The sequence below is a fragment of the Nocardia sp. NPDC050630 genome (assembly GCF_044457245.1).
Taxonomy (GTDB): domain Bacteria; phylum Actinomycetota; class Actinomycetes; order Mycobacteriales; family Mycobacteriaceae; genus Nocardia.
On sequence record NZ_JBITGN010000002.1, the window covers coordinates 93,680 to 116,314 of the forward strand.

The 22,635-nt window shown below is 65.6% G+C and carries 15 protein-coding genes and 1 pseudogene; 4 read left to right on the forward strand and 12 right to left on the reverse strand.

The features are described from left to right. Positions 1-123 precede the first annotated feature (123 nt). From purM to purF, 6 genes and pseudogenes are all read right to left on the reverse strand, one after another. Positions 124-1,203 (reverse strand): phosphoribosylformylglycinamidine cyclo-ligase, encoded by a 1,080-nt coding sequence (gene purM, locus ACIBG0_RS07845; RefSeq protein WP_397030412.1) that lies wholly within the window; start codon positions 1,201-1,203, stop codon positions 124-126. A gap of 144 nt (positions 1,204-1,347) precedes the next feature. After that, positions 1,348-3,033, reverse strand: a complete 1,686-nt coding sequence (locus tag ACIBG0_RS07850) for an ABC transporter ATP-binding protein (protein ID WP_397030414.1) — start codon at positions 3,031-3,033, stop codon at positions 1,348-1,350. Between the two features lie 278 nt (positions 3,034-3,311). Further along, a pseudogene (locus ACIBG0_RS07855) lies at positions 3,312-4,229 on the reverse strand (ABC transporter permease); the annotation flags it as partial. 35 nt (positions 4,230-4,264) lie between these two features. Continuing rightward, the gene (locus ACIBG0_RS07860; protein ID WP_397031160.1) at positions 4,265-5,275 is read right to left on the reverse strand and encodes an ABC transporter permease; all 1,011 of its coding nucleotides are present in this window, start codon (positions 5,273-5,275) and stop codon (positions 4,265-4,267) included. 119 nt (positions 5,276-5,394) lie between these two features. Then, a complete protein-coding gene (locus tag ACIBG0_RS07865; RefSeq protein ID WP_397031161.1) occupies positions 5,395-6,951 on the reverse strand; it encodes an ABC transporter substrate-binding protein in 1,557 nt (518 codons plus the stop codon). Positions 6,952-7,338: 387 nt separating this feature from the next. Then, a complete protein-coding gene (gene purF, locus ACIBG0_RS07870) occupies positions 7,339-8,898 on the reverse strand; it encodes an amidophosphoribosyltransferase (protein WP_397031163.1) in 1,560 nt (519 codons plus the stop codon). Between the two features lie 217 nt (positions 8,899-9,115). On the opposite strand from purF, the gene ACIBG0_RS07875 reads away from it, so the two are divergent. Both ACIBG0_RS07875 and ACIBG0_RS07880 read left to right on the forward strand, forming a co-directional pair. Next, a complete protein-coding gene (locus tag ACIBG0_RS07875) occupies positions 9,116-10,369 on the forward strand; it encodes an ABC transporter permease (protein ID WP_397031165.1) in 1,254 nt (417 codons plus the stop codon). A 54-nt stretch (positions 10,370-10,423) separates the two neighbouring features. Next, positions 10,424-11,440, forward strand: coding sequence for an acyl-CoA dehydrogenase (locus ACIBG0_RS07880; RefSeq protein ID WP_397030416.1), 1,017 nt, complete (start codon positions 10,424-10,426; stop codon positions 11,438-11,440). 74 nt (positions 11,441-11,514) lie between these two features. On the opposite strand, the gene ACIBG0_RS07885 is transcribed toward ACIBG0_RS07880, so the two are convergent. From ACIBG0_RS07885 to ACIBG0_RS07895, 3 genes are all read right to left on the reverse strand, one after another. Next, positions 11,515-11,913, reverse strand: a complete 399-nt coding sequence (locus ACIBG0_RS07885) for a sterol carrier family protein (protein ID WP_397030418.1) — start codon at positions 11,911-11,913, stop codon at positions 11,515-11,517. Positions 11,914-12,106: 193 nt separating this feature from the next. Further along, entirely contained in the window at positions 12,107-12,676 is a 570-nt protein-coding gene (locus ACIBG0_RS07890) for a lysostaphin resistance A-like protein (RefSeq protein ID WP_397030420.1), read from the reverse strand. 68 nt (positions 12,677-12,744) lie between these two features. Then, the gene (locus ACIBG0_RS07895) at positions 12,745-14,496 is read right to left on the reverse strand and encodes an alpha/beta hydrolase (RefSeq protein WP_397030422.1); all 1,752 of its coding nucleotides are present in this window, start codon (positions 14,494-14,496) and stop codon (positions 12,745-12,747) included. Between the two features lie 302 nt (positions 14,497-14,798). Here ACIBG0_RS07895 and ACIBG0_RS07900 point away from each other — a divergent pair, with 302 nt between their 5' ends. Then, a complete protein-coding gene (locus tag ACIBG0_RS07900; protein WP_397030424.1) occupies positions 14,799-15,089 on the forward strand; it encodes a YiaA/YiaB family inner membrane protein in 291 nt (96 codons plus the stop codon). 57 nt (positions 15,090-15,146) lie between these two features. Here ACIBG0_RS07900 and ACIBG0_RS07905 read toward each other — a convergent pair whose 3' ends face one another. Next, entirely contained in the window at positions 15,147-16,940 is a 1,794-nt protein-coding gene (locus ACIBG0_RS07905) for an alpha/beta hydrolase (RefSeq protein WP_397030426.1), read from the reverse strand. 53 nt (positions 16,941-16,993) lie between these two features. Continuing rightward, the gene (gene purL, locus ACIBG0_RS07910) at positions 16,994-19,288 is read right to left on the reverse strand and encodes a phosphoribosylformylglycinamidine synthase subunit PurL (RefSeq protein WP_397030428.1); all 2,295 of its coding nucleotides are present in this window, start codon (positions 19,286-19,288) and stop codon (positions 16,994-16,996) included. A 177-nt stretch (positions 19,289-19,465) separates the two neighbouring features. Here purL and ACIBG0_RS07915 point away from each other — a divergent pair, with 177 nt between their 5' ends. Then, complete coding sequence (locus ACIBG0_RS07915; RefSeq protein WP_397030430.1) at positions 19,466-20,767, forward strand: glycosyltransferase 87 family protein; 1,302 nt, start codon at positions 19,466-19,468, stop codon at positions 20,765-20,767. A gap of 348 nt (positions 20,768-21,115) precedes the next feature. Here the strand turns inward: ACIBG0_RS07915 and ACIBG0_RS07920 are convergent, their stop codons facing one another. Beyond that, a complete protein-coding gene (locus ACIBG0_RS07920; RefSeq protein WP_397030432.1) occupies positions 21,116-22,414 on the reverse strand; it encodes a M18 family aminopeptidase in 1,299 nt (432 codons plus the stop codon). Positions 22,415-22,635: the final 221 nt, after the last annotated feature.

Below are 22,635 nucleotides of genomic sequence, written 5' to 3' on the forward strand. Positions count from 1 at the left end.
CCCGCGGGGGGGCCGGGCGCGGCCCGCCCCCCCCCCCCCCCGCGCGCGGCGCCCCCCCCCCCCCCCCCCCACACCAGGGGGCCGCGAACACGCAGCGCCGAAGGCGCTGCCAAAGACACAGACTCAGAAGCGCGGGTGCTCGCCGACCAGGACGGCGCGCACCGCCTCGGCATCCTTGGCCTTCTTGACGGTGCCGAGGGTCCAGCAAGCGATGTGGCGTGCCGTCAGCACGGCCAGGGCGCGGTCGACATCCTCGGGCGCCACCACGGCAACCATGCCGACACCCATATTGAAGGTCTTCTCCATCTCGACCCGGTCGACCCGGCCGCGCTGGGCGATCATCTTGAAGACAGGCGCCGGATTCCAGGTGCCGCGATCGAGCTCGGCAACCATGCCCGCGGGAATCACCCGACCCAGATTCGCGGCCAAACCACCGCCGGTGACGTGTGCGAAGGTCCGCACATCGGTTTCGGCGATCAGCGCGAGGCAGTCCTTGGCGTAGATGACCGTCGGCTCCAGCAGCTCCTCACCGAGGGTGCGGCCGAACTCCTCGATATGGCCGGTCAGCGACATCCGGTCGATATCGAGCAGGACCTTGCGGGCCAGGCTGTAGCCATTGGAGTGCAGACCCGAGGAGCCCATGGCGATCACCACATCGCCGGGACGCACCCGATCCGGACCAAGCACCGAATCGGCCTCGACCACGCCGACGCCGGTCGCGGACAGATCGTAGTCGTCCGGATCCATCAGGCCGGGGTGTTCGGCGGTTTCGCCGCCGAGCAGGGCGCAGCCCGCACGCACGCAGCCCTCCGCGATACCGGAGACCAATTCGGCCACCTTCTCCGGGACAACCTTGCCGATGGCGATGTAGTCCTGCAGGAACAGCGGCTCGGCGCCGCAGACCACCAGATCGTCGACGACCATGGCGACCAGGTCGAGGCCGACAGTGTCGTGCTTGTCCATCGCCTGGGCGATCGCGATCTTGGTGCCGACCCCGTCGGTGGAGGCCGCGAGCAACGGCTCGCGGTAGCTACCCTTCAGTGCGAACAGCCCAGCGAATCCGCCGAGCCCACCCTGCACCTCGGGCCGGCTGGCCTTCTTCGCCAATGGCCCGAACAACTCGACTGCGCGGTCGCCTGCCTCGATGTCCACGCCGGCTGCGGCGTACGAGGCACCGGCACCAGTGGGGGTCTGTTCAGTCATTTTCGGGGAGAGCTCCAAACCGAATCGGCGGATAGATGCCAGCTCACGCTACCGGAGTCACATAACAAGCTTGCAGCGGACGTCGCGCTGGATGGCTCCCGAAATCAGTCTTCTCCTTCGTACCGGGCACACGCCGCGCGCCGATCATTCGGTGTGCCCGGTGGCGAACATCGCGGCGGATTGGGCGCGCCTGCGTCGCTGCTCCACCGGATCGGGAACCGGGACCGCGGCGACCAGCCGCCGGGTGTACTCCTGTTCGGGTCGGCGCAAGATGCGATCACGATCCCCCTGTTCGACCACCGCGCCGTTGCGCAGTACCACGATCCGATCGGCCAGCTGGTCGACGACCGCCAGATCGTGGCTGATGAACAGGCAGGCCCAGCCGCACTCCTGCTGCAGCTGTCCGAACAGTTCCAGCACCGCCGCCTGCACCGAGACGTCCAGCGCGCTGGTCGGCTCGTCGGCGACCAGTAGGTCCGGATCGAGGACCAGTGCTCTGGCCAGGCTGGCGCGCTGACGTTGGCCGCCGGACAGTTCGTGCGGATAGCGGCGTTCGGTGCCCGCGGGCAGCTGCACGTCATCGAGGAGTTTGCGGACCCGCGCCCGGATCTGCGTGGCGCTGCCCGCCTTGTGCACGATCAGCGGTTCCGCCACGCAGTCGCCGACGGTGAGCCGCGGATTCAGCGAACTGGCCGGATCCTGGAAGACGAATCCGAAGCGGCGGCGAATCGGGCGCAGCTGCCGCTGGGACAGCTCCGCGATGTCCTGTCCGCGTACCTTCACCACCCCGGAGGTCGGGCGCTGCAAGGCCGCGACGCAGCGGCCGATGGTGGACTTCCCGGAACCGGACTCGCCGACCAGGCCGAGGGTTTCACCGGGCCGAATGGACAGACTCACGTTGTCCACCGCACGGAACGGCGGTCGGCCGAACGGTCCGGGAAACTGCACCACCAGATCGGACACCGCGAGCACCGGCTCGGCGGTGGCGACTTCCTCGACCGCACCGTGCTCCAACTGCTCGGTGCCCAGATGCGGTACGGCGGCGAGGAGTTTGCGGGTGTACTCCTGCTTCGGAGCCGCGAACAGCTCGTCCACCGACGCTTGCTCGACCACCTTGCCGTCGCGCATCACCACCACCCGGTCGGCGATATCGGCGACCACCCCCATGTTGTGGGTGATCAGCACGATGGCGCTGCCGATGCGATCACGCAGATCGCGCAGCAGCTCCAGGATTTCGGCCTGCACGGTGACATCGAGTGCGGTGGTCGGTTCGTCGGCGATGATCACCTTCGGCTCACAGGAAATCGCGATCGCGATCATCACGCGCTGCTTCTGGCCGCCGGAGAGCTGATGCGGGTAGTAGTCCACCCGATGCTCCGGATCGGGCAGTCCGACCATCCGCAGCAGCTCGATCGCCCTGGACTTGGCTGCCTTACGGCTCATATCACTGTGCGCCCGCAGTGCCTCGGCGATCTGATAGCCCACCGTGAACAGCGGATCGAGTGCACGACCCGGCTCCTGGAAGATCATCGAGATCGCGCCGCCGCGCAGTGCGGTGAGCTGCCGCTCACTCATCGAGGTGACCTTGTCCGCGCCGAGGGTGACCAGTCCCTCGACCCGCGCGGTATCCGGCAGCAGCCCGATCGCGGTGCGCGAGCTCACCGATTTGCCCGACCCGGATTCCCCGACAATGGCAAGCACCTCGCCGGGGAATACCTCATAGGAGACATCGCTGACCGCGTATACGGGACCGGCGTCGGTGGCGAAAGTGACCGACAGCGATTCGATGGACAGCGCCGGGCGCTCGGTCTCGGCTGACGCTTGGGTCATCGCGCTGGTCCTTCCGTGTTTTCGACTGGACCGCTGTCCTTTTCGGCACTCTCCACTGCGGAACTGCCCTTTCTGGCGCTGCTTTCTGGAGCGGTGTCCTTTTCGGCGCTGCCCTCTGGGATCCCGTCCATTTCGGCGTTACCTTTTTCGGCGCGGTCCTCGGCCCCGATGACGAGGTCGAGTTCCGCTGCGGTGAGTTCCGCTGCGGGCGCGCCCTTTTCGAGATCGGCGCCGGCGACGCCCAACGTGTCGCCGGCGACGGTGGCCGGGCTCACGGCACGGCGCGTGCGCAGCAATGGATTGAGCACCTCGTTGAGGCTCTCGCCGACCAGCGTCAGTCCGAGCACCACCAGCACAATGGCGGTACCGGGGAAGATGCCCGTCCACCAAATGCCATTGGAGACATCGGAAAGCGCCTTATTCAGGTCGTAACCCCACTCGGCGGCCTGAGTCGGTTCGATACCGAAACCGAGGAAGCCGAGCGCGGCCAGTGTCAGGATGGCATCGCCCGCATTGAGTGTGACGATCACCGGCAGCGACTGGGTGACGTTGGCGAGAATATGCCGAAACATGATTCGAGTGGTGGAGGCACCGGTGACCCTGGCCGCGTCCACATACGGTTCGTTCTTCACCGCGACGGTCGCATTGCGAACCACCCGAAAGTATTGCGGCACATAGATCGCCGTGATCGCGACGGCCGCCGACAGCACGCCGCCGAAGCTGCTCGACTGCCCACCCGCGACCACGATGGAGACGACGATCGCGAGCAGCAAGGTCGGGAACGCGTAGATGGCGTCCATGAACAGTACGAGCACCCGGTCGAGGGCACGTCCGATATACCCGGACACCAGACCCAGCGGCACGCCGACGACCAGTGACATCACCAACGAGATCGCGATCACCAACAGCGCGGTACGGGCACCGAAGATCACCCGGGACAGCACATCCTCGCTGCGCACCGACGTGCCGAACCAATGCTGACCCGAGGGCGGTTGCTGTGCGACGAAACCGACACCGTCCGCGGAGTTCTGGGCCAGCCCGTACGGCGCGATCAGTGGAGCGAAGATCGCCACGAATACGAATACCGCGACGAGCCCGAGTCCGACGATCAGCGTCACCCGCTGCAATCCGGCGGTCATCGTGAACAGGCGCAATCCGGGAATCCGCCGGCGTTTGGTCGGCGGCACCGGCGGCATCACCAGTGGTTCGTTCGCCAATTCCGGAGCGGTCATCAGAATCTCACCCTCGGATCGATCAGCGCGACAACGACATCCACCAGGAAGCTGATAACTGCGACGGCCAGTGCCAGGAACGCGACAATCCCCTGCACCGCGATGAAATCGCGCTGATGCAGGTATTCCGCGAGCTGGTAACCCAGCCCCTTCCATTCGAAGGTGGTCTCGGTGAGCACCGCACCGCCGAGCATCGTCGCGATATACATACCCATCACCGTGATGATCGGAATCATCGCGTTGCGCACGGCATGTCTTCCTGTCACCACTCGCGTCGAAAGTCCGCGTGCCCGTGCGGCGTCCACGAACTCGCTGCGCAGCGTCTGAATCAGATTGACGCGCACCAGGCGCAGGAAGATGCCCGCTGTCAACAGACCCAGCGCCACCGCGGGCAATATCGCATGCTTCAGCACGTCGATCAGATAACTGTTGTCCCCGTAGAGGATTGCGTCGACAACCATGATGTTGGTCTTCGGCGAAACATGCTGCAGTTGCAGCTCGACAGGCGTGCTCGCCCGGCCGGCGACCGGTAGCCACTCCAGCTTCACCGCGAAGATCAGCTTCAGCAGCAGACCGACGAAGAAGACCGGCGCCGCATAGGCCAGGATGGCGAATAGCCGCAGACCGGCATCGGCGGTCGAATCACGGTGTGTCGCCGCGTATCTCCCGAGCGGAACGCCGACCGCGAAGGCGACGAGCAGCGCCCAGAACACCAGCTCGAGGGTGGCCGCGCCATAGGTCGTCACCACCTCGCTGATCTGCCGATTGTCCTGGGAGTGACCGAAATCGCCGTGCATCAGCCCGGAGATGTACTCCCAATACTGAGTCAGGATCGGCCGGTTCAGACCGGCCGCCTCCTTGCGCACTTCGATCTGTTCCTGGGTCATCCGTCCGCCCATCGCGGCGCTGATCGGATCGCCGATCACTCGCATCAGGAAGAACACGACGGTGACCAGGATCCACGCCGTCGGCAGAATCAACAACAGTCGAATCACCAAGTACCGCACCAACGCCAGCTGCCGGGAATCCCCACTCGACTTCCCGGCCCACGGCAGCCCGAAGCGCCGGGCCCGATCCGGTGCCTGCTTTTCCGCGGCGGCAATCGTTTCGGGCCCGGCTTCGCCGGAGGTCACTTGCTCAGCACCGTGTATCGGAACTTGAACGACGCGTCGAGTGTGTCCGACACACCCTTGACGCTCGGATTCGACACCGCGATCTGCTTACCCGACAGCAGCGGCAGGGTCGGCAGATAGTTCTGCGCGAGATCCTTCTGCACATCCTCGATCAGCTTGATGCGCTTGGTCTTGTCCTGCTCGGTCGTCTCCGCGGTCAGCTGCGCGGTGATCTTCGGGTCCTCGAAATGTGACTGCAGGAAGTTATTCGGCGCGAAGAACGGGGTCAGGTAGTCATCGGCGTCCGGATAGTCCGGGAACCAACCGAAGTGATAGAGCGGGTAACCGTCGCGGGCCCGCTCCTTCTGGTAGGTAACCCATTCGGTGGATTGCAGATTCACCTTGAACAGTCCGGTCGACTCCAGTTGCGATTTGATCGCCGCATACTCTTCGGAGCTGCTCGAACCGTAGTGATCCGGGTTGTACTGCAGGTTCAGCTCCACCGGTGTCGCGACGCCCGCGCCGGAGAGGAACTTGGCCGCCGCATCCTTATTGGGCTTGGCACCGTAGAGCTCCTTCAGCGGCTCGGCCGCACCCGGCATGCCCTGCGGCACAAAGCCGTACGCGGGCTGATAGGTGTTCTTGTAGACGCCCTCGGCCAGCGCGGGCCGGTCGATCGATGAGGCGATGGCCTTGCGAACCGCCAGTTTCTGCTCGGGGGTACCGCCCGGCATGGTGTTCAAATTGAAGACGATGTAGCGCAGCTCGCCGCCGGGCCCGTCCGACACCGTGACCTTGCTGTCCTTGCGCAGCGATTCGATATCGGTCGGCGTGAAGGATCGGTATGCGACATCGAGCGCACCGCTCTGCAAATCCAGCTTCATATTGTCCGAGGTCGCGTAGTACTTGGTGGAGACCCGCGAGGTTTTCGGTGTGCCGAGGATGCCCTTGTAGTCGGGGTAGGCCTGGTACTCGACCAGCTTGTTCTTGTCGTAGCTGGCGATCGTGTACGGGCCGGAGTAGCCCTTGGTCTTCACCACCTCGTCATCCGGCAATACCTTGTCGGCCGGGAAGACCTTCTCGTCCACGATCGGACCGGCCTGGGTCGGCAGGATCGCGGGGAAGGTCTGATCGTTGGCGACCTTCAGGGTGAAGTTCACCGTCAGGTCGTCGACGGCCTCGGTTTTCTCGAGATTGCCGAGCAGCGAGGCGGGACCGTTCGGGTCGTTGATGCCCTGCATGCGATCGAAGGAGAACTTGACGCTCTTGGCGGTCAAGGGATTCCCATTGGCGAACTTCAGCCCCGACTTCAGCTTGCAGGTGTATATCGTCGGCGAGCTGAAGTCACACTTGTCCGCGGCGTCGGGCTTCGGTGTGGCATCGCCCGGTGCGAAATTCAGCAGATACGAATAGATCTGGTTTTCCACCAGCAGCGAACCGTTGTCGTAGGCGGCCGCGGGGTCGAGCGAGAAGATCTTGTCCGTGGTGCCCGCCACCAAACCCGCCCCGTCACCACCCCCACCGGTGCGCCCCGAACCGCATCCCGCGATCGCGGAGACGGCCAGCGCCGCCATCCCGACCGCCGCGATTCGTCGCGTCCGCCCAGGCTTGTTCGAAACCCTCATCATCAGGCCCCACTTCTCGAGCGCGCCACACCGCATGTGCTGGATCACAGGTCCGCGGCGGGCACGGTGAACTTCCGATATGTCGGGCACCGTACCCACGATCCATTTCTGGGATGTTGCGTTTTCAAAGAAAAAGTCACGGGCTGGTTAGCGGCCGTTGCGAATGGCGCACGGGCAACACCGGATCACCGGACGAATGACCAGGTTCGCCCGGAACTCGTCGCCGCTACGTCTCGAGCAGGCCACGGCACAGCCGCGGACAGCTCGCGCGGAAAGCGCCCGAACAAGATCGAACCCCCCGGCTTTCGCCGAGGGGTTCATGATCATCGAATTCGGTCAGGGACGGCTCAGCGCGCTCGCATTCGCGTTCTCGCTCAACAACATTGCCTCGGACTGACCGGTGAGCATGCCCTCCAGCACGTTCTTGCCGATGGCCGCCTCGGTGGGCAGCGGAATCGGATAATCACCGTCGAAGCAGGCGCAGCACAGTCGCGAGCGCGGCTGCTCGGTGGCGGCGACCATGCCCTCGGTGGAGATGTAGCCGAGGGTGTCCGCACCGATCGAACGGCGCACCGCCTCCACCATGTCGTCGTAGCTGTCATCAGCGCCCGCGCCATTGGCGATCAACTCCGCACGCGAGGCGAAGTCGATGCCGTAGAAGCACGGCCACTTCACCGGTGGCGAGGCGATCCGCACGTGAATCTCCAACGCGCCCGCCTCACGCAGCATCCGGATCAACGCGCGCTGGGTATTGCCGCGCACGATGGAGTCGTCCACCACGATCAGCCGCTTACCGCGGATCACCTCGCGCAGCGGATTCAGCTTGAGTCGGATGCCGAGCTGGCGGATGGTCTGACTCGGCTGGATGAAGGTGCGTCCGACGTAAGCGTTCTTCATCAGGCCCTGCCCGTAGGGCACACCCGAACCCTGCGCGTAACCGACCGCGGCGGGGGTGCCGGACTCCGGCACCGGAATAACCAGATCGGCCTCGACCGGATGTTCCTTGGCCAGCCGACGGCCGATCTCCACCCGGGTGGCGTGCACCGAGCGACCGGCGATGGTGCTGTCGGGCCGGGCCAGGTAGACGTATTCGAAGACACAGCCCTTGGGTTCGGGATTGGCGAAACGCATGGACCGCACACCATCGGCATCGATCGCCAACAATTCGCCCGGCTCGATCTCCCGGACGAAGGCGGCGCCGACGATATCCAATGCGGCGGTCTCACTGGCTACGACCCAGCCACGCTCGAGCCGACCGAGGCACAGCGGACGGACACCGTGCGGATCCCGCGCGGCATAGAGGGTGTGCTCGTCCATGAAGGTCAGACAGAACGCGCCCTTCAGCGTCGGCAGCAGCTTCAGCGCGGCCTGCTCGATACTCGAATCCGCGGCGGCGTGGGCGAGCAGCGCGGTCATCACATCCGAGTCGGAGGTGGCGGTGATCGGCGCGGGGCGGCCACCGGAGACCGGCGGCATACCGATCAGTCCGAGTTCGCGTGCGCGCGCACTCAATTCGGCGGTGTTGACCAGATTTCCGTTGTGGCCCAACGCAAGTCCGGAACCAACCGAGGTGGTGCGGAAGATCGGCTGGGCATTCTCCCAGGTGGTGGAGCCGGTAGTGGAATAACGGCAGTGACCGACGGCGATGTGGCCCGGCATCGCGGCCAGTGTCTGCTCGTCGAATACCTGGCTGACCAGGCCCAGATCCTTGAAGACCAGAATTTGCGAGCCGTCGGAGACGGCGATGCCCGCAGCTTCCTGGCCACGGTGTTGTAGCGCATACAAGCCGTAGTACGTGAGCTTGGCCACGTCCTCGCTCGGCGCCCAGACTCCGAACACACCACACTCTTCACGTGGTTCGTTCTCGACCTGATCGGGATTAGTTTGGACCGGCATTTCGGCGTTGGTCACCGTTTGCTCCCTGTTCGGGCGGGCTGGGGGCAATGGCCAGTCTACGTGTGCGGGATGTGCCGCGATCACCGCCACCGGGGAGGCGCGGCAACCACGGAGCGACGCTGCCGTTTTTCCGCGCCGCACGGTGTTACCGTGGCCAGCCGTGACGACTTCGGACAGTGCGCGCCGCCGTGGGTCGGATACCCGGTCGACCGCGCGCATGTGGGTGGCCCCGATCGCGATACTGACCCTGTTCATGGCGCTGCTCGGCACGATGTATCTGGATTACGTCGTCGATCCGGAGAAGAACCTGCACGACTTCCCGATCGCCTTGGTGAACCAGGATGTCGGCGATACGGTCGGCGGCCAGCAAGTGAATTTCGGCACACAGATCACCGATGCGCTGCGCCAGGGCATTCCGTCGGACAAGGTCGATCTGCAGGTACTCGGCATCAACGAGGCCGAGCTGAAGATGCAGTCCGGTGCGGTGTACGGCACGATCCTGATTCCCAGCGATTTCAGTAAGCGCCTCGCCATTCTCGGCGCGGGCAGCGTGGTGCCCGGTGATATCCAGCGTCCGACGCTGACGTTGCAGACGAATCCGCGCAGTGGGGCGTTCGTCACAAATATCGTCACGACCATCGGCACCCGGGCGCTCACCCAAGTGAACGAGCAGGTCGGTAAACAGCTGACCGATCAGGTGAATGCACAGTTGAAGCCGCCGGGCGGCGGGGCCGCGCCCGAGTTGACGGGTGCCACGCGGGTGGCGCTCGCGGATCCGGTGCACATTGTCATCGCGCCGTTCCGCCCGCTGCCATCGGGCACCGGCCAAGGGTTGACGGCGTTTTTCTACGCCCTGCTACTCCTGCTCGCCGGGCTGGTCGGCTCGATGACCATCCACACCATGATCGATGCGGCACTCGGATTCGTACCCACCGAATACGGACCGTGGTACGTGCATTTCCCGACGACTCCGATCTCGCGGTTCAATACGCTGCTGATCAAATGGGGCGTGATGGTGATCACGGCGAATATCGTCGCGGGCGTATTCCTCGGTGTGGCCGGGCTGCTCGATATGCCGATCGACCATCCGCTGACGCTGTTTCTCTACAGCGCGCTGGCCATCATGGCGGTGGGGATCACTGGATTGTCCGTGCTGGCGGCGGTCGGTTCGGCGGGTCTGCTGATCAATCTGATTCTGTTCATCATTCTCGGGCTGCCGTCCTCGGGCGGCACCGTGCCGATCGAGGCGACGCCGAAATACCTCGGCTGGCTGGCGAAATTCGAGCCGATGCACCAGGTGTTCGTCGGTGTACGCGCAATTCTGTACTTCGATGCGAACTTCCCGGCAGGGTTGGCACGCGGGGTGTGGATGGCGGTGCTCGGGCTCGCGATCGGGCTGGTGCTCGGCACCTGCGCCACCCGGTACTACGACTACAAAGGGCTACACAGGCGCGATCTGTCCCGCGGCTGAGTCAGGCTCATGGCGGGTGCGACCGGTTTCGCCGCATGCACCAAGATAGGTGCTGTGAATTCGTGGATCGAACACGCGCGGTATCTGGCCGATGAGATATTCGCACCACAGGCCGACGCGGTCGACCGCACCGGCGAAATTCCCGGCACCCATTTCGACCTGCTCGCCGAATACGGGTTCTACGGCGCGACCATGGCCGATGATATGGATATCGCCACCTTCACCCAGGCGGGCGAGCTCCTGGTGGGCGGATGTCTGGCGACCACCTTCGTCTGGGCGCAGCATCTCGGGGTCGCGCGCCGGATCGCCACCTCTCCGAATCCCGAACTGCGCGAACGACTTACCGAGGACCTGCGACACGGACGGGTGCGCGCCGGTGTGAGCTACGCGGGCGCGAACGACCAGCCCGGCTTGATCGCACGTCGCATAGACGGCGGGTATGTGCTCGACGGCACCGCACCATTCGTCACCGGATGGGGTCTGGTGGACATTCTCGGCGTGATGGCCCGCGATGCCGACGACGAGGGGTCGCTGATCAGTGTTCTGGTGCCCGCCGAACCGGGCCCCGCGGTGCACGCCACCGCGCTCCCGCTCATCGCCGCCGATGCCAGCAAGACCGTGACGCTCACCTTCGACGGCCTCCAGGTGCCCGATGCCGCTGTGGACAACCGAATTTCCCTGCGCAACTTCCATGCCTCATTCATCCTGGCCGCCTGGCGCAACGGTGCGATCGCTCTCGGCATCGTGCGCCGCTGCCTCGGCGAACTCACGCGCTCGGGCGTCGACACCACCGCCATGGCCGCCGAATCCGCCCGCATCCGTACCGAACTCGACGATGCGCTCACCGGCCAGTCCGATATCTACCTTGCCCGCGCCCACGCCTCCGAACTCGCGGTCCGCGCGGCGACGGCGCTGGTGACGGCCGCCGGTAGCGCGGCCGTCACGCGCGGCAACGCCGCCGAGCGCTCACTACGCGAGGCGACCTTCACGCTGGTCTTCGGCTCCCGCCCGGCCATCAGAACCGCGCTGCTGGACCGCCTCACCCAGGCCACCGACACCGTCTCCCCTTAGGCCGCGAATCCTCGCAGCCCTCACCGGGATTCACACCTCCTCTGGGCACAATGTGCGCACAGTGAGGATGATCGTCAGTCCGTGGTGGTGGCACGCGTGATGGGCAGCCAGTGGGCCACTTCGCCAGCTCGGCTACCGGAAGCGCTGACCACGCCCGATGCCACCGCAACATCGAATTCGAGGAGGCCGGTGGCAAGTAAAAGCCAAGTGCGCGCGTCGGTTTCGATGACATTCGGCGGTGTGCCCCTGGTGTGCCGCGGGCCCTCGATGCACTGCACGGCCACGAAAGGTGGGACGCGCACCTCGACGGAGTGGCCGGGTGCGGCGGCGGCGAGGGCGCGAACGGTGGTGCGGACCGCGGCGGCGAGTTCGGGCCGGGCGGGTGCGGGCGTCGAATCGTCGCGCAGCCAGGCGCTGACCGCCGCGACCGCCGCTCGCAATTCCGTTGGATCCACCTTTGCTCGTCCTGCCACGATGCCGAGAATACTGGGAGGCGACTGGCCTGAGCGCCCGCGCTCTTGCCCGCCGGGGGATCCCCGCCGAATCGAGCGAAAATGAGCGCTGTGTTCGGTCGTCGAGGTCAGGGATGCACGTTCGGGCCCGTTCGCGCCGGTATGGATGGTGCGGCGACAAGCTGGGAGCCGCAACGTGACAGGCTGAAGCCGGTCAACTGCTCGGCGTATCAGCCGCGGCGATTCGCGGCGCAAGCGCACCCCCGGCGTTCACGGCGAAGTGCAGCAGAGCGGGGGCTGTGGCACTGTCGGTGCGGCGGCGCAGCAGGTCGAATAGGAGGCCACCGGCAGCGGTCGCGGCAATCGATGCCGGAACGCTGTCGCCCGCAGCGTGTGCGGGATAGATGTGCCAGAGGCCGAAGGTAGCCGCTCCGATCAACGCACCACCTCCCGGCCCGAACTCGTTGTCCAGCAACCGGTTCAGTGTTGCACGAAAGATGAGTTCCTCGCTGTAGGCGGTGCCGATCGGGATATGTACCGCGACCCACTCACCGAGCGACACGTCCGGAGCCCGGTCGGCGAACCCACCGAGACGATCACGCAGCGCCGGAATAGCAACGGCCGCACCATAACCGGCGGCGACCACGCTCGCCGAGGCGAGTCCGTAACCGAGACCACGCACGGACAACCAGTTCGGTCGGCCGCGAAATGCCAATGCGTAGCCAGTCGCGAATCCCGCATTGGCTGCGGTGCGGCCGCGCAGATCCAGCTGCAAGCGCGGCAACAGCCAATTGCTCCACGCCAATGGAACACCAATCGCGACAGAACTTTTCGCAACGCGCCCGATAAATGTCATTTGATCTCGCGCTCGTAGTCCTCGGCGGCCTCGATCTGGGCCCGGATCTTGTCGGACTGTTCGACAGTCCAATCCGGTGGCGCCGCGACGGCGATCCAGCCGTCCAATACCAGACTGCCGTACCGGTGGCCGTGTCCGTCGGCGACGCCCTGCGCGTTGGACAGATCACAGGTGACCTGCCAGAACGTGACGAATGGCCACCAGCGCATCTGCGAGGACACATCGGAGCCGCGCGGTTCGGACAGCCAATCCGGTTGGGAGAAGATCAGGTCCGAGGACCACCAGACGATCGGGTCGGAGGCGTGCTGCAGATAGGCGATGCGCGGAGCCCGCCATTCGGTCGTCGGACGCGCGAGATCGGCACTGTCGGAGGCGAATCGGACCACCAAACCATCGGCGTACAGCGGTTCGACCTCGCGCGATCCTGGATCGCGTCGCGAAACGAACTGATCCCATAGTCGATTCGAATTCGGGGGGCCGACCCACAGCGCACCGTCGACCTTGGAGCGCAGATCGGCGAGTCCGTCGAAGGCCGCCTCCGAGCCCTGCGAGCCCAGACTCTCGCCATACACGAGCAACTTCGGCCGCGCCCCCTCCGGCCGTGCCGACCAATGCTGGTACACCGCGTCGAAGAGCTGCTTACCCGCATCCGTTGCCTTGCCGCGGTCCGCGAGGAAGGAAAGCACGCTCGGCAGGTACGAGTACTGCGAGGCCACGATCGCGGTGTCGCCGCCGTACATGTATTCGATGGCACCGGCCGCCATGGAATTGACCCATCCGGTGCCGGTCGTGGTGACGACCACCAGCACCTTGCGGTCGAAGGCACCCGTGCGCTCCAATTCGGAGACGGCGAGCGCGGCTCGCGCTTCACCACTCTGTGCCGACTCGAGACCCACATATGCGCGAATCGGTTCGCGGGCGGGCTTACCGGTGGTCGAGGTGATTCGAGCGGCGGAGGGGCCGTGCGAGACGAACCAGCGGCCCTCGAACCCGAGCGAATCCCATTTCGCCAGCGATGCCGGACTCCCCGAGCGTTCCGGCTGCACCGGCTGAACAGCATTCGGCGAGGTGTGATCGTTCTGCACGCTGAATGCCGAGTTGGCCACCGCGAAGAAGGCGCGCGAGGCGACGCCGTTGAACAGCGTGACGGTCAGCACCACCAGGACCAGGAATCCAGCCGATGGGGCCAGCTCGCGCGGTACCCGTACCCAGCGGTTGAGCTGGCGGGCCAGGAATCGGATGATCTCGCGCAGCGTCCGATACACCACGACCACGCCGGTCCCGACCGCGATACTGAGCAATCCCGTGCGCAGATAGGCGGGGGTCGTGGTGCCCTCCATACCCATCAGCGCGGTGATTTCGCGCTGCCAGCGGGCCGACTGCACCAGCATGAAGGCCGCAGTGAGGGCGGCAGTGAGCAGGATCGCGGATTTCACCGCATAGCGCACCCAGGTCGGCGGCGGCGAAATTCGATCGCGCAGCAGCTTGGCCAGCCGCGGCCGGACCCAGAGCCGGAACAACCACTCCAATAGACAGCCGAGACCGTAGCCGAGCGCGGCATTGATGCCGCTGATCAGACCCTGGAACAGCCAGTCGCGCGGTACCAGTGACGGCGTCACCGAAAGCGCGAAGAAGATCGTCGCGAAGACCAGCCCGGCGTAGTTCAGGTCGATGATGTCCTCGGCACGCCGCACGACCACAACGCCGCGCGCACGCAGCTTCGTCAGGGTGGTCGCGGTTTCGAGCATCGTCTCAGCGCGATGGCGCGGTGCCCGGATCGTGGCGGTTCGGATGGGGCACGGGCGTGGACGGGTCCGTAGCGATCATCATCGGAACAGTATGCGGGTGCGCGCGGGTCAGCGGGTATGTTGCCCGCGGCGCCACGCGGCATCGGGGGTACAGATCACACGCGGGCTCGGCCGAGGCGACCGACTCGATGCGCGAATCATCCAGCGGCAGTGTCACTTACCGTGACGTTCGGCAATTACCCAACGCACTCGAGTAGTTGTACGCGGTCGCGTAGCGCCCCGAATCAGCAGACTCGGTACCCATGACCAATCCCAACGCCCGACCGAAAACCTCTTCGGCCTTCCTCGCGCAAGCCGCGATCGCGTTCGGCGTCAGCTTCTTCGGGACCGGCGTCGGCATCTTCTACCTACCATTGGATATCGCACAGCGCGGCTTCCTCGGCATGTCCGTGCTGTTCCTGGTGTCGAGTGCGTTCACCCTGGCGAAGGTGGTTCGCGACCAACAGGAATCGGCGAGCATCGGCCGCCGCTTGGACGAGGCGCGGATGGAAAAACTGATCGCGGAGCACGATCCGTTCAAATCCGTCGCCTGATGTGCGCACCCGGACGGGGCCGGCGACGAGGGGTTCGGGCCCGCCAGGGTGCGTGCGCTATTTGAGCTGGTGCTCGCGGGCGGAGGAGATCGCCAGATAATCGCGGATCCGATCCGCCAGATCGGCCGACCAATCCGGCGGCTGCGCGATCGCGGCCCAGGCATCCAATACCAGGTTGCCGTAGTTGTGCCCATGTCCGTCGCTGACACTCTGCGCCCTGGGCAGATCCGCGGCGACCTGCCAGAACGTGACGATCGGATACCACGCCATGCGTGCGGAAACATCGGGACCGCGCGATTCGCGCAGCCAATCGGGTTCGCTGAACAACAGATCCGGTGACCACCAGACCACTGGATCGGAGGCGTGCTGCAGATAGGCGATTCGCGGCGCCAGCCAGTTGTCCCCAGGCTTCCACAGGTCGGCGCGGCTATCGGAGAAGCGCACCACCAGTCCGTCGGCATAGGTCGGCAGAATCTCCGACGTGCCGGGATCGCGGCGGGCGGTGAATTCGCGCCACAGCCGGTTGGAATTCGGTGGTCCGACCCACAGCACACCGTCGGTCTTCGCTCGGATGTCGGCCAGGCCGGTGAAAGCGCCTTCGGAACCTTGGGATCCGAGGCTCTCGCCATAGACGAGCAGTTTCGGCCGCGCGTCCTGCGGCCGGGCCGACCAGTGTTCATAAACCTTGTCGAAGACCAGCTTTCCCATCTGCGTGGCCTTGGCCTTATCGGAAAGGAACGACAGCACGCTCGGCAGATAGGAGTACTGGGTCGCGGCAATCGCGGTGTCGCCGTTGTACATCAGCTCGATGGATTCGGCGCTGGACGAATCGACCCAGCCGGTGCCCGTCGTCGTGACGACCACCAGCACCTTGCGCTCGAAAGCCTTGGTTCGCTCCAACTCCGCCGCGACCAATTCGGCCTGCGCCTCGGGCCCATCGGCCGACTCCAATCCGGCGTAGACCCGAATCGGTTCGCGCGCGGGCTTTCCGGTGACCTGGCTGATATCGGCCGCGGTCGGCACGAACGAGACGAACCAGCGGCCCTCGGATCCCAGCGTGTCCCAGACCGCCAATGAGTTCGGACTGCCGGAACGCTCCGGCAACCGCGGCTGCACGGCATTCGGCGAGGTGTTGCCGTTGCGCACGCTGAACGCCGAATTCGCCACATCGAAAAACACTTTGGTGAGCACGCCATTGAACAGCAGCACCGCCGCGACCACCACGACGAGTACGCCGGTCGGGACGGCCAGCTGGCGCGGGAAGTGGGCGCGCCTGATCAGCTCGAACGCGATCGAACGGACGAGCCGCCGCAGTATCCGGAATACCGCGATGGCAATCGCGCCGACCAGCGCGCTCAATGCGCCGGTGCGCAGGAATCCGGAGGTTGTCGTGGGTTCCATCCCCATGAGCGCGGTGATTTCACGCTGCCAGCGAGCCGATTCGATCAGTAGGAATACGGCGACGCCGAGACAGGCGAACACAATCGCGGTCTCGACCGCACCGGAGAGCCGCTTCGGCCGTTTCGACCGAACTCGTGTGGCTGCGGGCGGCAACTGAGCGACCTTGCGGTGCAACGGTTTCCGCAACCACTTGCGGTACACCCATTCGAACAGGCAACCGACGCCGTAGCCGATGGCCGCATTGATCCCGCTGACCAGGCCTTCGAACAACCAATCCCGTGGCAGCAGTGAGGGTGTCAGCGACCAGCCGAAGAACACCGTAGCGACGATGAGACCGACGTAATTCGGATGGAAGAAGCGCTCTATGGCGCCGACAATTCTGCCAGCGCCGCCGCGGCCCGAGCTCAGGCCGCGGCGGGGCAGCGTGACCACGGACGCGACAGCGAACATCGCGAATCGAGCCCCGCGGAGGGCTACCGAGACCGCACCAGCCTCAGGTGCGCTCAAATGGCAGTGGCCCCGAATAACTTCGGCAGCATGCCCTCATGCGCTTCGCGCAGATCGTCCAGGGTGATCGAGAACTGACCCTGCACCTCAACCGAATCCGAACCCTGATCCACCACACCGATGCGCACCCACGGCAATTCGCGCGCGGTGCACATCTTGGTGAAGCGCGTCTCCTCCGAGCGCGGCACCGCGACAAGCACCCGGCCCGCCGATTCGGAGAACAGCTGCACGAACGGATCCGAACCCTCGGGCAGCAGGATGCGGCAACCGGTCTCACCGGCCAGCGCGGCCTCGACCACGGTCTGGATCAGACCGCCCTCGGAAAGGTCGTGCGCGGCACTGATCATGCCGTCGCGCGAACCGGAGGTCAGTACCTCGGCGAGCAGTTGCTCGCGGGCGAAGTCGACCTTGGGCGGGACACCGCCGAGATGGTCGTGGGCGACCTGCGACCAGATCGAGCCGCCGAATTCGTCGGCGGTCTCGCCGAGCAGAATCAGCGTTTCACCCGGCTCCAGGCCGAGTCCGGTCGGGATGCGCCGGTGCACATCGTCGATGACGCCGAGCACGCCGACCACCGGGGTGGGCAGAATGGCCTCCTGACCGGTCTGGTTGTAGAAGCTGACATTGCCGCCGGTAACCGGAATGCCCAGCGCCACACAGCCGTCCGCGAGACCGCGCACCGCCTGCTGGAACTGCCACATGACGCCCGGATCCTCCGGCGAGCCGAAGTTGAGGCAATTGGTGACGGCCTTCGGCGTCGCGCCCGTGGTCGCCACATTGCGGTAGGCCTCGGCCAGTGCGAGCTGCGCGCCGGTGTAGGGGTCGAGCTTGGTGTAGCGGCCCGATGCGTCGGTGGCCAGCGCGATGCCGCGCCCGGTCTCCTCATCGATCCGGATGACACCGGCGTCGGCATGTTCGGCGAGCACGGTATTGCCGCGGACGTAGCGGTCGTACTGCTCGGTGATCCACCGGCGGCTGCACAGCTGCGGGCTGGCGATCATCTGCAATGCGGTGGCGCGCAATTCGTCCGGAGTCTTCGGGCGGGGCAGCGTGTCCGGGGTGTCGGCAATGAGCGCGTCCTGGAAATCCGGTCGCTGCACCGGGCGCTCGTACACCGGACCCTGGTGTGCGACCGTGCGCGGCGGCACATCGACAACGGTCTCGCCGTGCCAGCTGATCACCAGCCGGTCGCCCTCGGTGACCTCGCCGATGACCGTGGCCAGCACATCCCACTTGTGGCACACGGCCATGAACGCGTCCACATTCTCCGGCGTGACCACCGCGCACATGCGCTCCTGCGATTCACTGGAGAGCACCTCGGCCGGGGTCATCCCCTTGGCGCGCAGCGGCACCTTGGTCAGGTCGATATGCATGCCGCCATCGCCCGCGGCCGCGAGTTCGGAAGTGGCACAGGACAATCCGGCGCCGCCGAGGTCCTGGATGCCGACCACCAGCTTGGCCGCGTACAGCTCGAGACAACACTCGATGAGCACCTTCTCGGCGAACGGGTCGCCGACCTGGACGCTGGGCAGCTTCTTGCGGCCGGTACCGGATTCGTCACCGGAGAAGGTGTCCGAGGCGAGCACCGAAACGCCGCCGATGCCGTCGAGCCCGGTGCGCGCGCCGAACAGAATGATCTTGTTGCCAGCGCCGGAGGCGAAGGCCAGATGCAGATCCTCGACCCGCATGACACCGGCGCACAGCGCGTTGACCAGCGGATTGCCCTGGTAGGAGGCATCGAAGACGGTCTCTCCGCCGACATTCGGCAGGCCGAGCGAGTTGCCGTAGCCGCCGACACCGCGCACCACACCGTCGACAACGCGACGGGTATCCGGTGCGTCTGCCGCACCGAAGCGCAGCTGATCCATCACCGCGATCGGACGCGCGCCCATGGCCATGATGTCGCGCACAATGCCGCCGACACCGGTGGCCGCCCCCTGATACGGCTCCACATACGACGGGTGGTTATGGCTTTCCACCTTGAAGGTGACCGCCCAGCCCTCGCCGATATCGACAACGCCCGCGTTCTCACCGATGCCCGCGAGCATCGCCGATTTCATTTCCTCGGTGGTGGTCTCGCCGAAGTAGCGCAGATGCACCTTCGAGGACTTGTAGGAGCAGTGCTCACTCCACATCACCGAGTACATCGCCAGTTCGGCGTCGGTCGGCCGACGGCCGAGGATTTCCTTGATCCGCGCGTACTCGTCGTCCTTGAGACCGAGCTCCTTGTACGGCTGCGGGGCGTCGGGAGTTGCTGCGGCTGCGCTGACGGTGTCGACCTGCGGAGTCACGGAGTACCAGGGTCCTTTCGGGCCGGAGCGCGAAGCTGGGGATTCGCCATGAAGTTTAGCCGTGGCCCGCCACGGGCGGCCGGTCGCATCGACCAGGCGTCCGGATCGCCGCTTTTCGGGCCCGAAGGCCCCGGGTCGGCACACATCGCGCGAGCTCGCAACCGCTACGCTTTGGCCGTGAACGATCGATCGGGGGTTGCGGATCCGGCCGAGCAGCCCGTCACCACGCAGAACACTCGACTCGAACTCGACTCGGATGTCTCGCCGCGATTCTCATTGTCGAACCCGCGGGTGCGCTGGCTGTTGATCGCCGTCGCGATGTTCGCCGTATCGGCCATCGTCTCGCTGGTGGTGCACTGGTGGAACGGATATATCGATCTCCAGGTCTATCGCAACGGTGCGCGCGTCTGGCTCGACGACGGCGAGTTGTACGGACCGATGCCCCCGGTCGAGGGGATCGGACTGCCGTTCACCTATCCCCCACTGGCCGCACTGTTCTTCGCACCACTCGCGCTGATGCCGCTGCCACTGGCCGAGGTGCTGGTGACCGCCACCTCGGTGCTCAGCCTCGGCATCACACTGTGGCTGGTGCTCGCGCGGCTGCGCCCGTCCCTCGAACGGCGGACCATGCTGGCGCTGGTCATCGGCGTGGTCGCGGTGGCGCAGATGTCGGAACCGATCCGGCAGACCTTCGGCTTCGGTCAGATCAATCTGGTGCTGATGGCCGCGGTCACCATGGATTGCCTTGTCCGCAAGCCGGTCTGGCCGCGCGGCATGCTGATCGGCATCGCGGTGTCGGTGAAATTGATTCCGGCCGGATATCTGCTGTACTTCCTGCTTCGCCGGGATTGGAAAGCGGCGGGCACGCTGATCGTCTCCGCGGTCCTCGCTGTCGGACTCGGATTCCTGCTGTTCCCGAGCGATTCGGCCGAATATTGGTTCCACACCCTGGCCGATACCGGCCGCATCGGGCCGCCCTACTTCGCGGGCAATCAGTCGATCAAGGGCATGGCCTTCCGCCTCGGTGTCCCCGATTCACTAGCCACCGTGATCTGGATCACGCTGTCGCTCATCGCGATTACCCTCGCCGCGGTATGGATGCACCGGCTACTCGAAGTGGGACAGCAGGTCACCGCACTGATGGTGAACGCTGCCGCCGTACTGCTGGTATCCCCGGTTTCCTGGTCGCACCACTGGGTTTGGATCGCCCCCGCCATCCTGGTCGCGGCCGACGCCATCGCCCGCGGCACCCGAAACCGCTGGTTCATCGGCTCCGTCGCCGCCTTCACCGTCCTGTTCATGATCGGACCCCAATGGCTCCTGCCGCATTCCAAGGATCTGGAACTCGGCTGGGCCTGGTGGCAGCAGCTCATCGGCAGCAGTTACGTCCTCGCGACCCTTGCGGTATTCGTGGTCGCCGTCAGCACCTACCACCCAGCGAAAAGCGCGGTGCCCGAGCAGGCCAGCGCCGCTGTCTGAACGGCGATCGTCCGCCCCCGACGCGCCTATCGGCATTCCAGCTCTTTCCACCGGTACACGTCCCTGCGAGCTTGCCATCGGCACCGGACCTGCGCGCCTATCCATGACGCACACCGACGCGCCAGACTCGAGCGCCGAATGTCGGCAGCACCAGCACGCATCGAACTCATCCGCCGATGCGGCGAACTCATGGCCACCCAGACCTGCCCGCCCATCCATGACGCACACCGACACACCAGACTCGATCGCCGAATGTCGGCAGCACCAGCACGCATCGAACTCCTCCGCCGATGCGGCGAGCTCATCGGCACTCAGGAGGTGCGAAAACTGCGGATCGCCACGACACACCTACCGATCGAGTGGTGCGGGAGTCAGGAAAGCGGCTAGGGCGGCGGCATAGGACGAAACATCTTCTGCACCCATGATTTCGCGCGCCGAATGCATCGCCAGCTGCGCGGCGCCGACATCGACGGTGGGCATGCCGGTGCGGGCGGCGGTCATCGGGCCGATGGTGGAGCCGCAGGGGAGATCGGCGCGGTGCACATAGCGCTGAAGGGGGACCTCGGCTTGGGCGCAGGCCAGGGCGAAGGCACCCGCACCCGCGGCATCGGTGGCGTAGCGAAGATTCTGGTTGACCTTGAGTACCGGGCCGCCATTCACCTCGATGCGATGTGCGGGTTCATGACGGTCCGGGTAGTTGGGGTGCGTCGCGTGTGCCATATCACCGGAGGCGCAGACGGATCCGGCCAGTGCGGCAAGATATTCGGCGCGGCCGCCGCCGCGGGCGAGCACGACGCGCTCGAGCACCGTCGGCAGCAGATCGGACTGCGCGCCACGGTCGGATTGGCTGCCTACCTCCTCGTGATCGAACATCGCCAGCACCGGAATGGCCGCACCGGGTTCCTCGATCGCCGCGAGGAAGGCATTCAATCCGGCATAGCAGGTGCCCTGATTGTCCAGGCGCGGCGCACTCACCAGATCGCGGTCCCGCCCGACCAATCGGCTCGGCGCCAGATCATGGGTCATCAGCTCCCATCCGAGCACCGACCGCGGATCGACCTCGGCATATTCGGCCACGAACGCCAGGAATGAGCGCGGCTGCGCACCCAGACCCCAGATCGCATTGACGTGCCGCTGCGGATCCAGCGTGACACCGCGGCGATCCTCCGAGAGATGGATGGCCAACTGCGGCACCCGCAAGATCGGTTCATCGATGCGAACCAACTGGTCGCGCACCGCATTTCCGTCACGCACGGTGAGCCGCCCGGAAATGCCGAGTTCGCGGTCCAGCCAGGAATTCAGCCAGGCTCCGCCGTAGGGCTCCAACCCGACCAGCTGCCAGCCCACCGCGGCCAGGTCCGGATACTGCTTCACCCGCAGGTTCGGACTGTCGGTGTGCGCACCGACCACCCGGAATGGCGTCACACCGGCGGAATCGGCCGTCGCCCACGCGACCAGCGAACCGCCGCGCACGACATAATGCCGACTCGGCCCATCCGTGGGCCACGGCTCCGACTCCGCGAGCGGCGTGAAACCGTGGGCGTCCAGTTCCCGCGCGACCGTCCGGCAGACGTGGAACGGCGACGGTGAATCGTCGATGAAGGCGCACAACCCGGCGGCCGTGGCAGCGGTAGTGGAAACGGGCATGTCTGCGATCCTATGCAGCCGTCGCGCAGACCTGAGGATCCGTCTCGATCAGATCCCGCACGTGCTCTTGTCCTCGACCGGAACCAGAGTTCGACAGAAGTGGAGCGGGCAGCTCTCGTGGACACCGATCGCATGGCCTCCGTTTCAACAACCTGTGCAGACCGAAGTGGTCCCGCCCCGCATGAGAAACCGCACCCGTTGCGGCAGGTCGGGGGTGAAGA

Coding starts and splice junctions, on each gene's coding strand:
- purM (WP_397030412.1), bottom strand. CDS start 1,203: ATGACTGAACAGACCCCCACTGGTGCCGGTGCCTCGTACGCCGCAGCC.
- ACIBG0_RS07850 (WP_397030414.1), bottom strand. CDS start 3,033: ATGACCCAAGCGTCAGCCGAGACCGAGCGCCCGGCGCTGTCCATCGAA.
- ACIBG0_RS07865 (WP_397031161.1), bottom strand. CDS start 6,951: ATGGCGGCGCTGGCCGTCTCCGCGATCGCGGGATGCGGTTCGGGGCGC.
- purF (WP_397031163.1), bottom strand. CDS start 8,898: ATGCCGGTCCAAACTAATCCCGATCAGGTCGAGAACGAACCACGTGAA.
- ACIBG0_RS07875 (WP_397031165.1), top strand. CDS start 9,116: ATGTGGGTGGCCCCGATCGCGATACTGACCCTGTTCATGGCGCTGCTC.
- ACIBG0_RS07895 (WP_397030422.1), bottom strand. CDS start 14,496: ATGCTCGAAACCGCGACCACCCTGACGAAGCTGCGTGCGCGCGGCGTT.
- ACIBG0_RS07900 (WP_397030424.1), top strand. CDS start 14,799: ATGACCAATCCCAACGCCCGACCGAAAACCTCTTCGGCCTTCCTCGCG.
- ACIBG0_RS07905 (WP_397030426.1), bottom strand. CDS start 16,940: ATGTTCGCTGTCGCGTCCGTGGTCACGCTGCCCCGCCGCGGCCTGAGC.
- ACIBG0_RS07920 (WP_397030432.1), bottom strand. CDS start 22,414: ATGCCCGTTTCCACTACCGCTGCCACGGCCGCCGGGTTGTGCGCCTTC.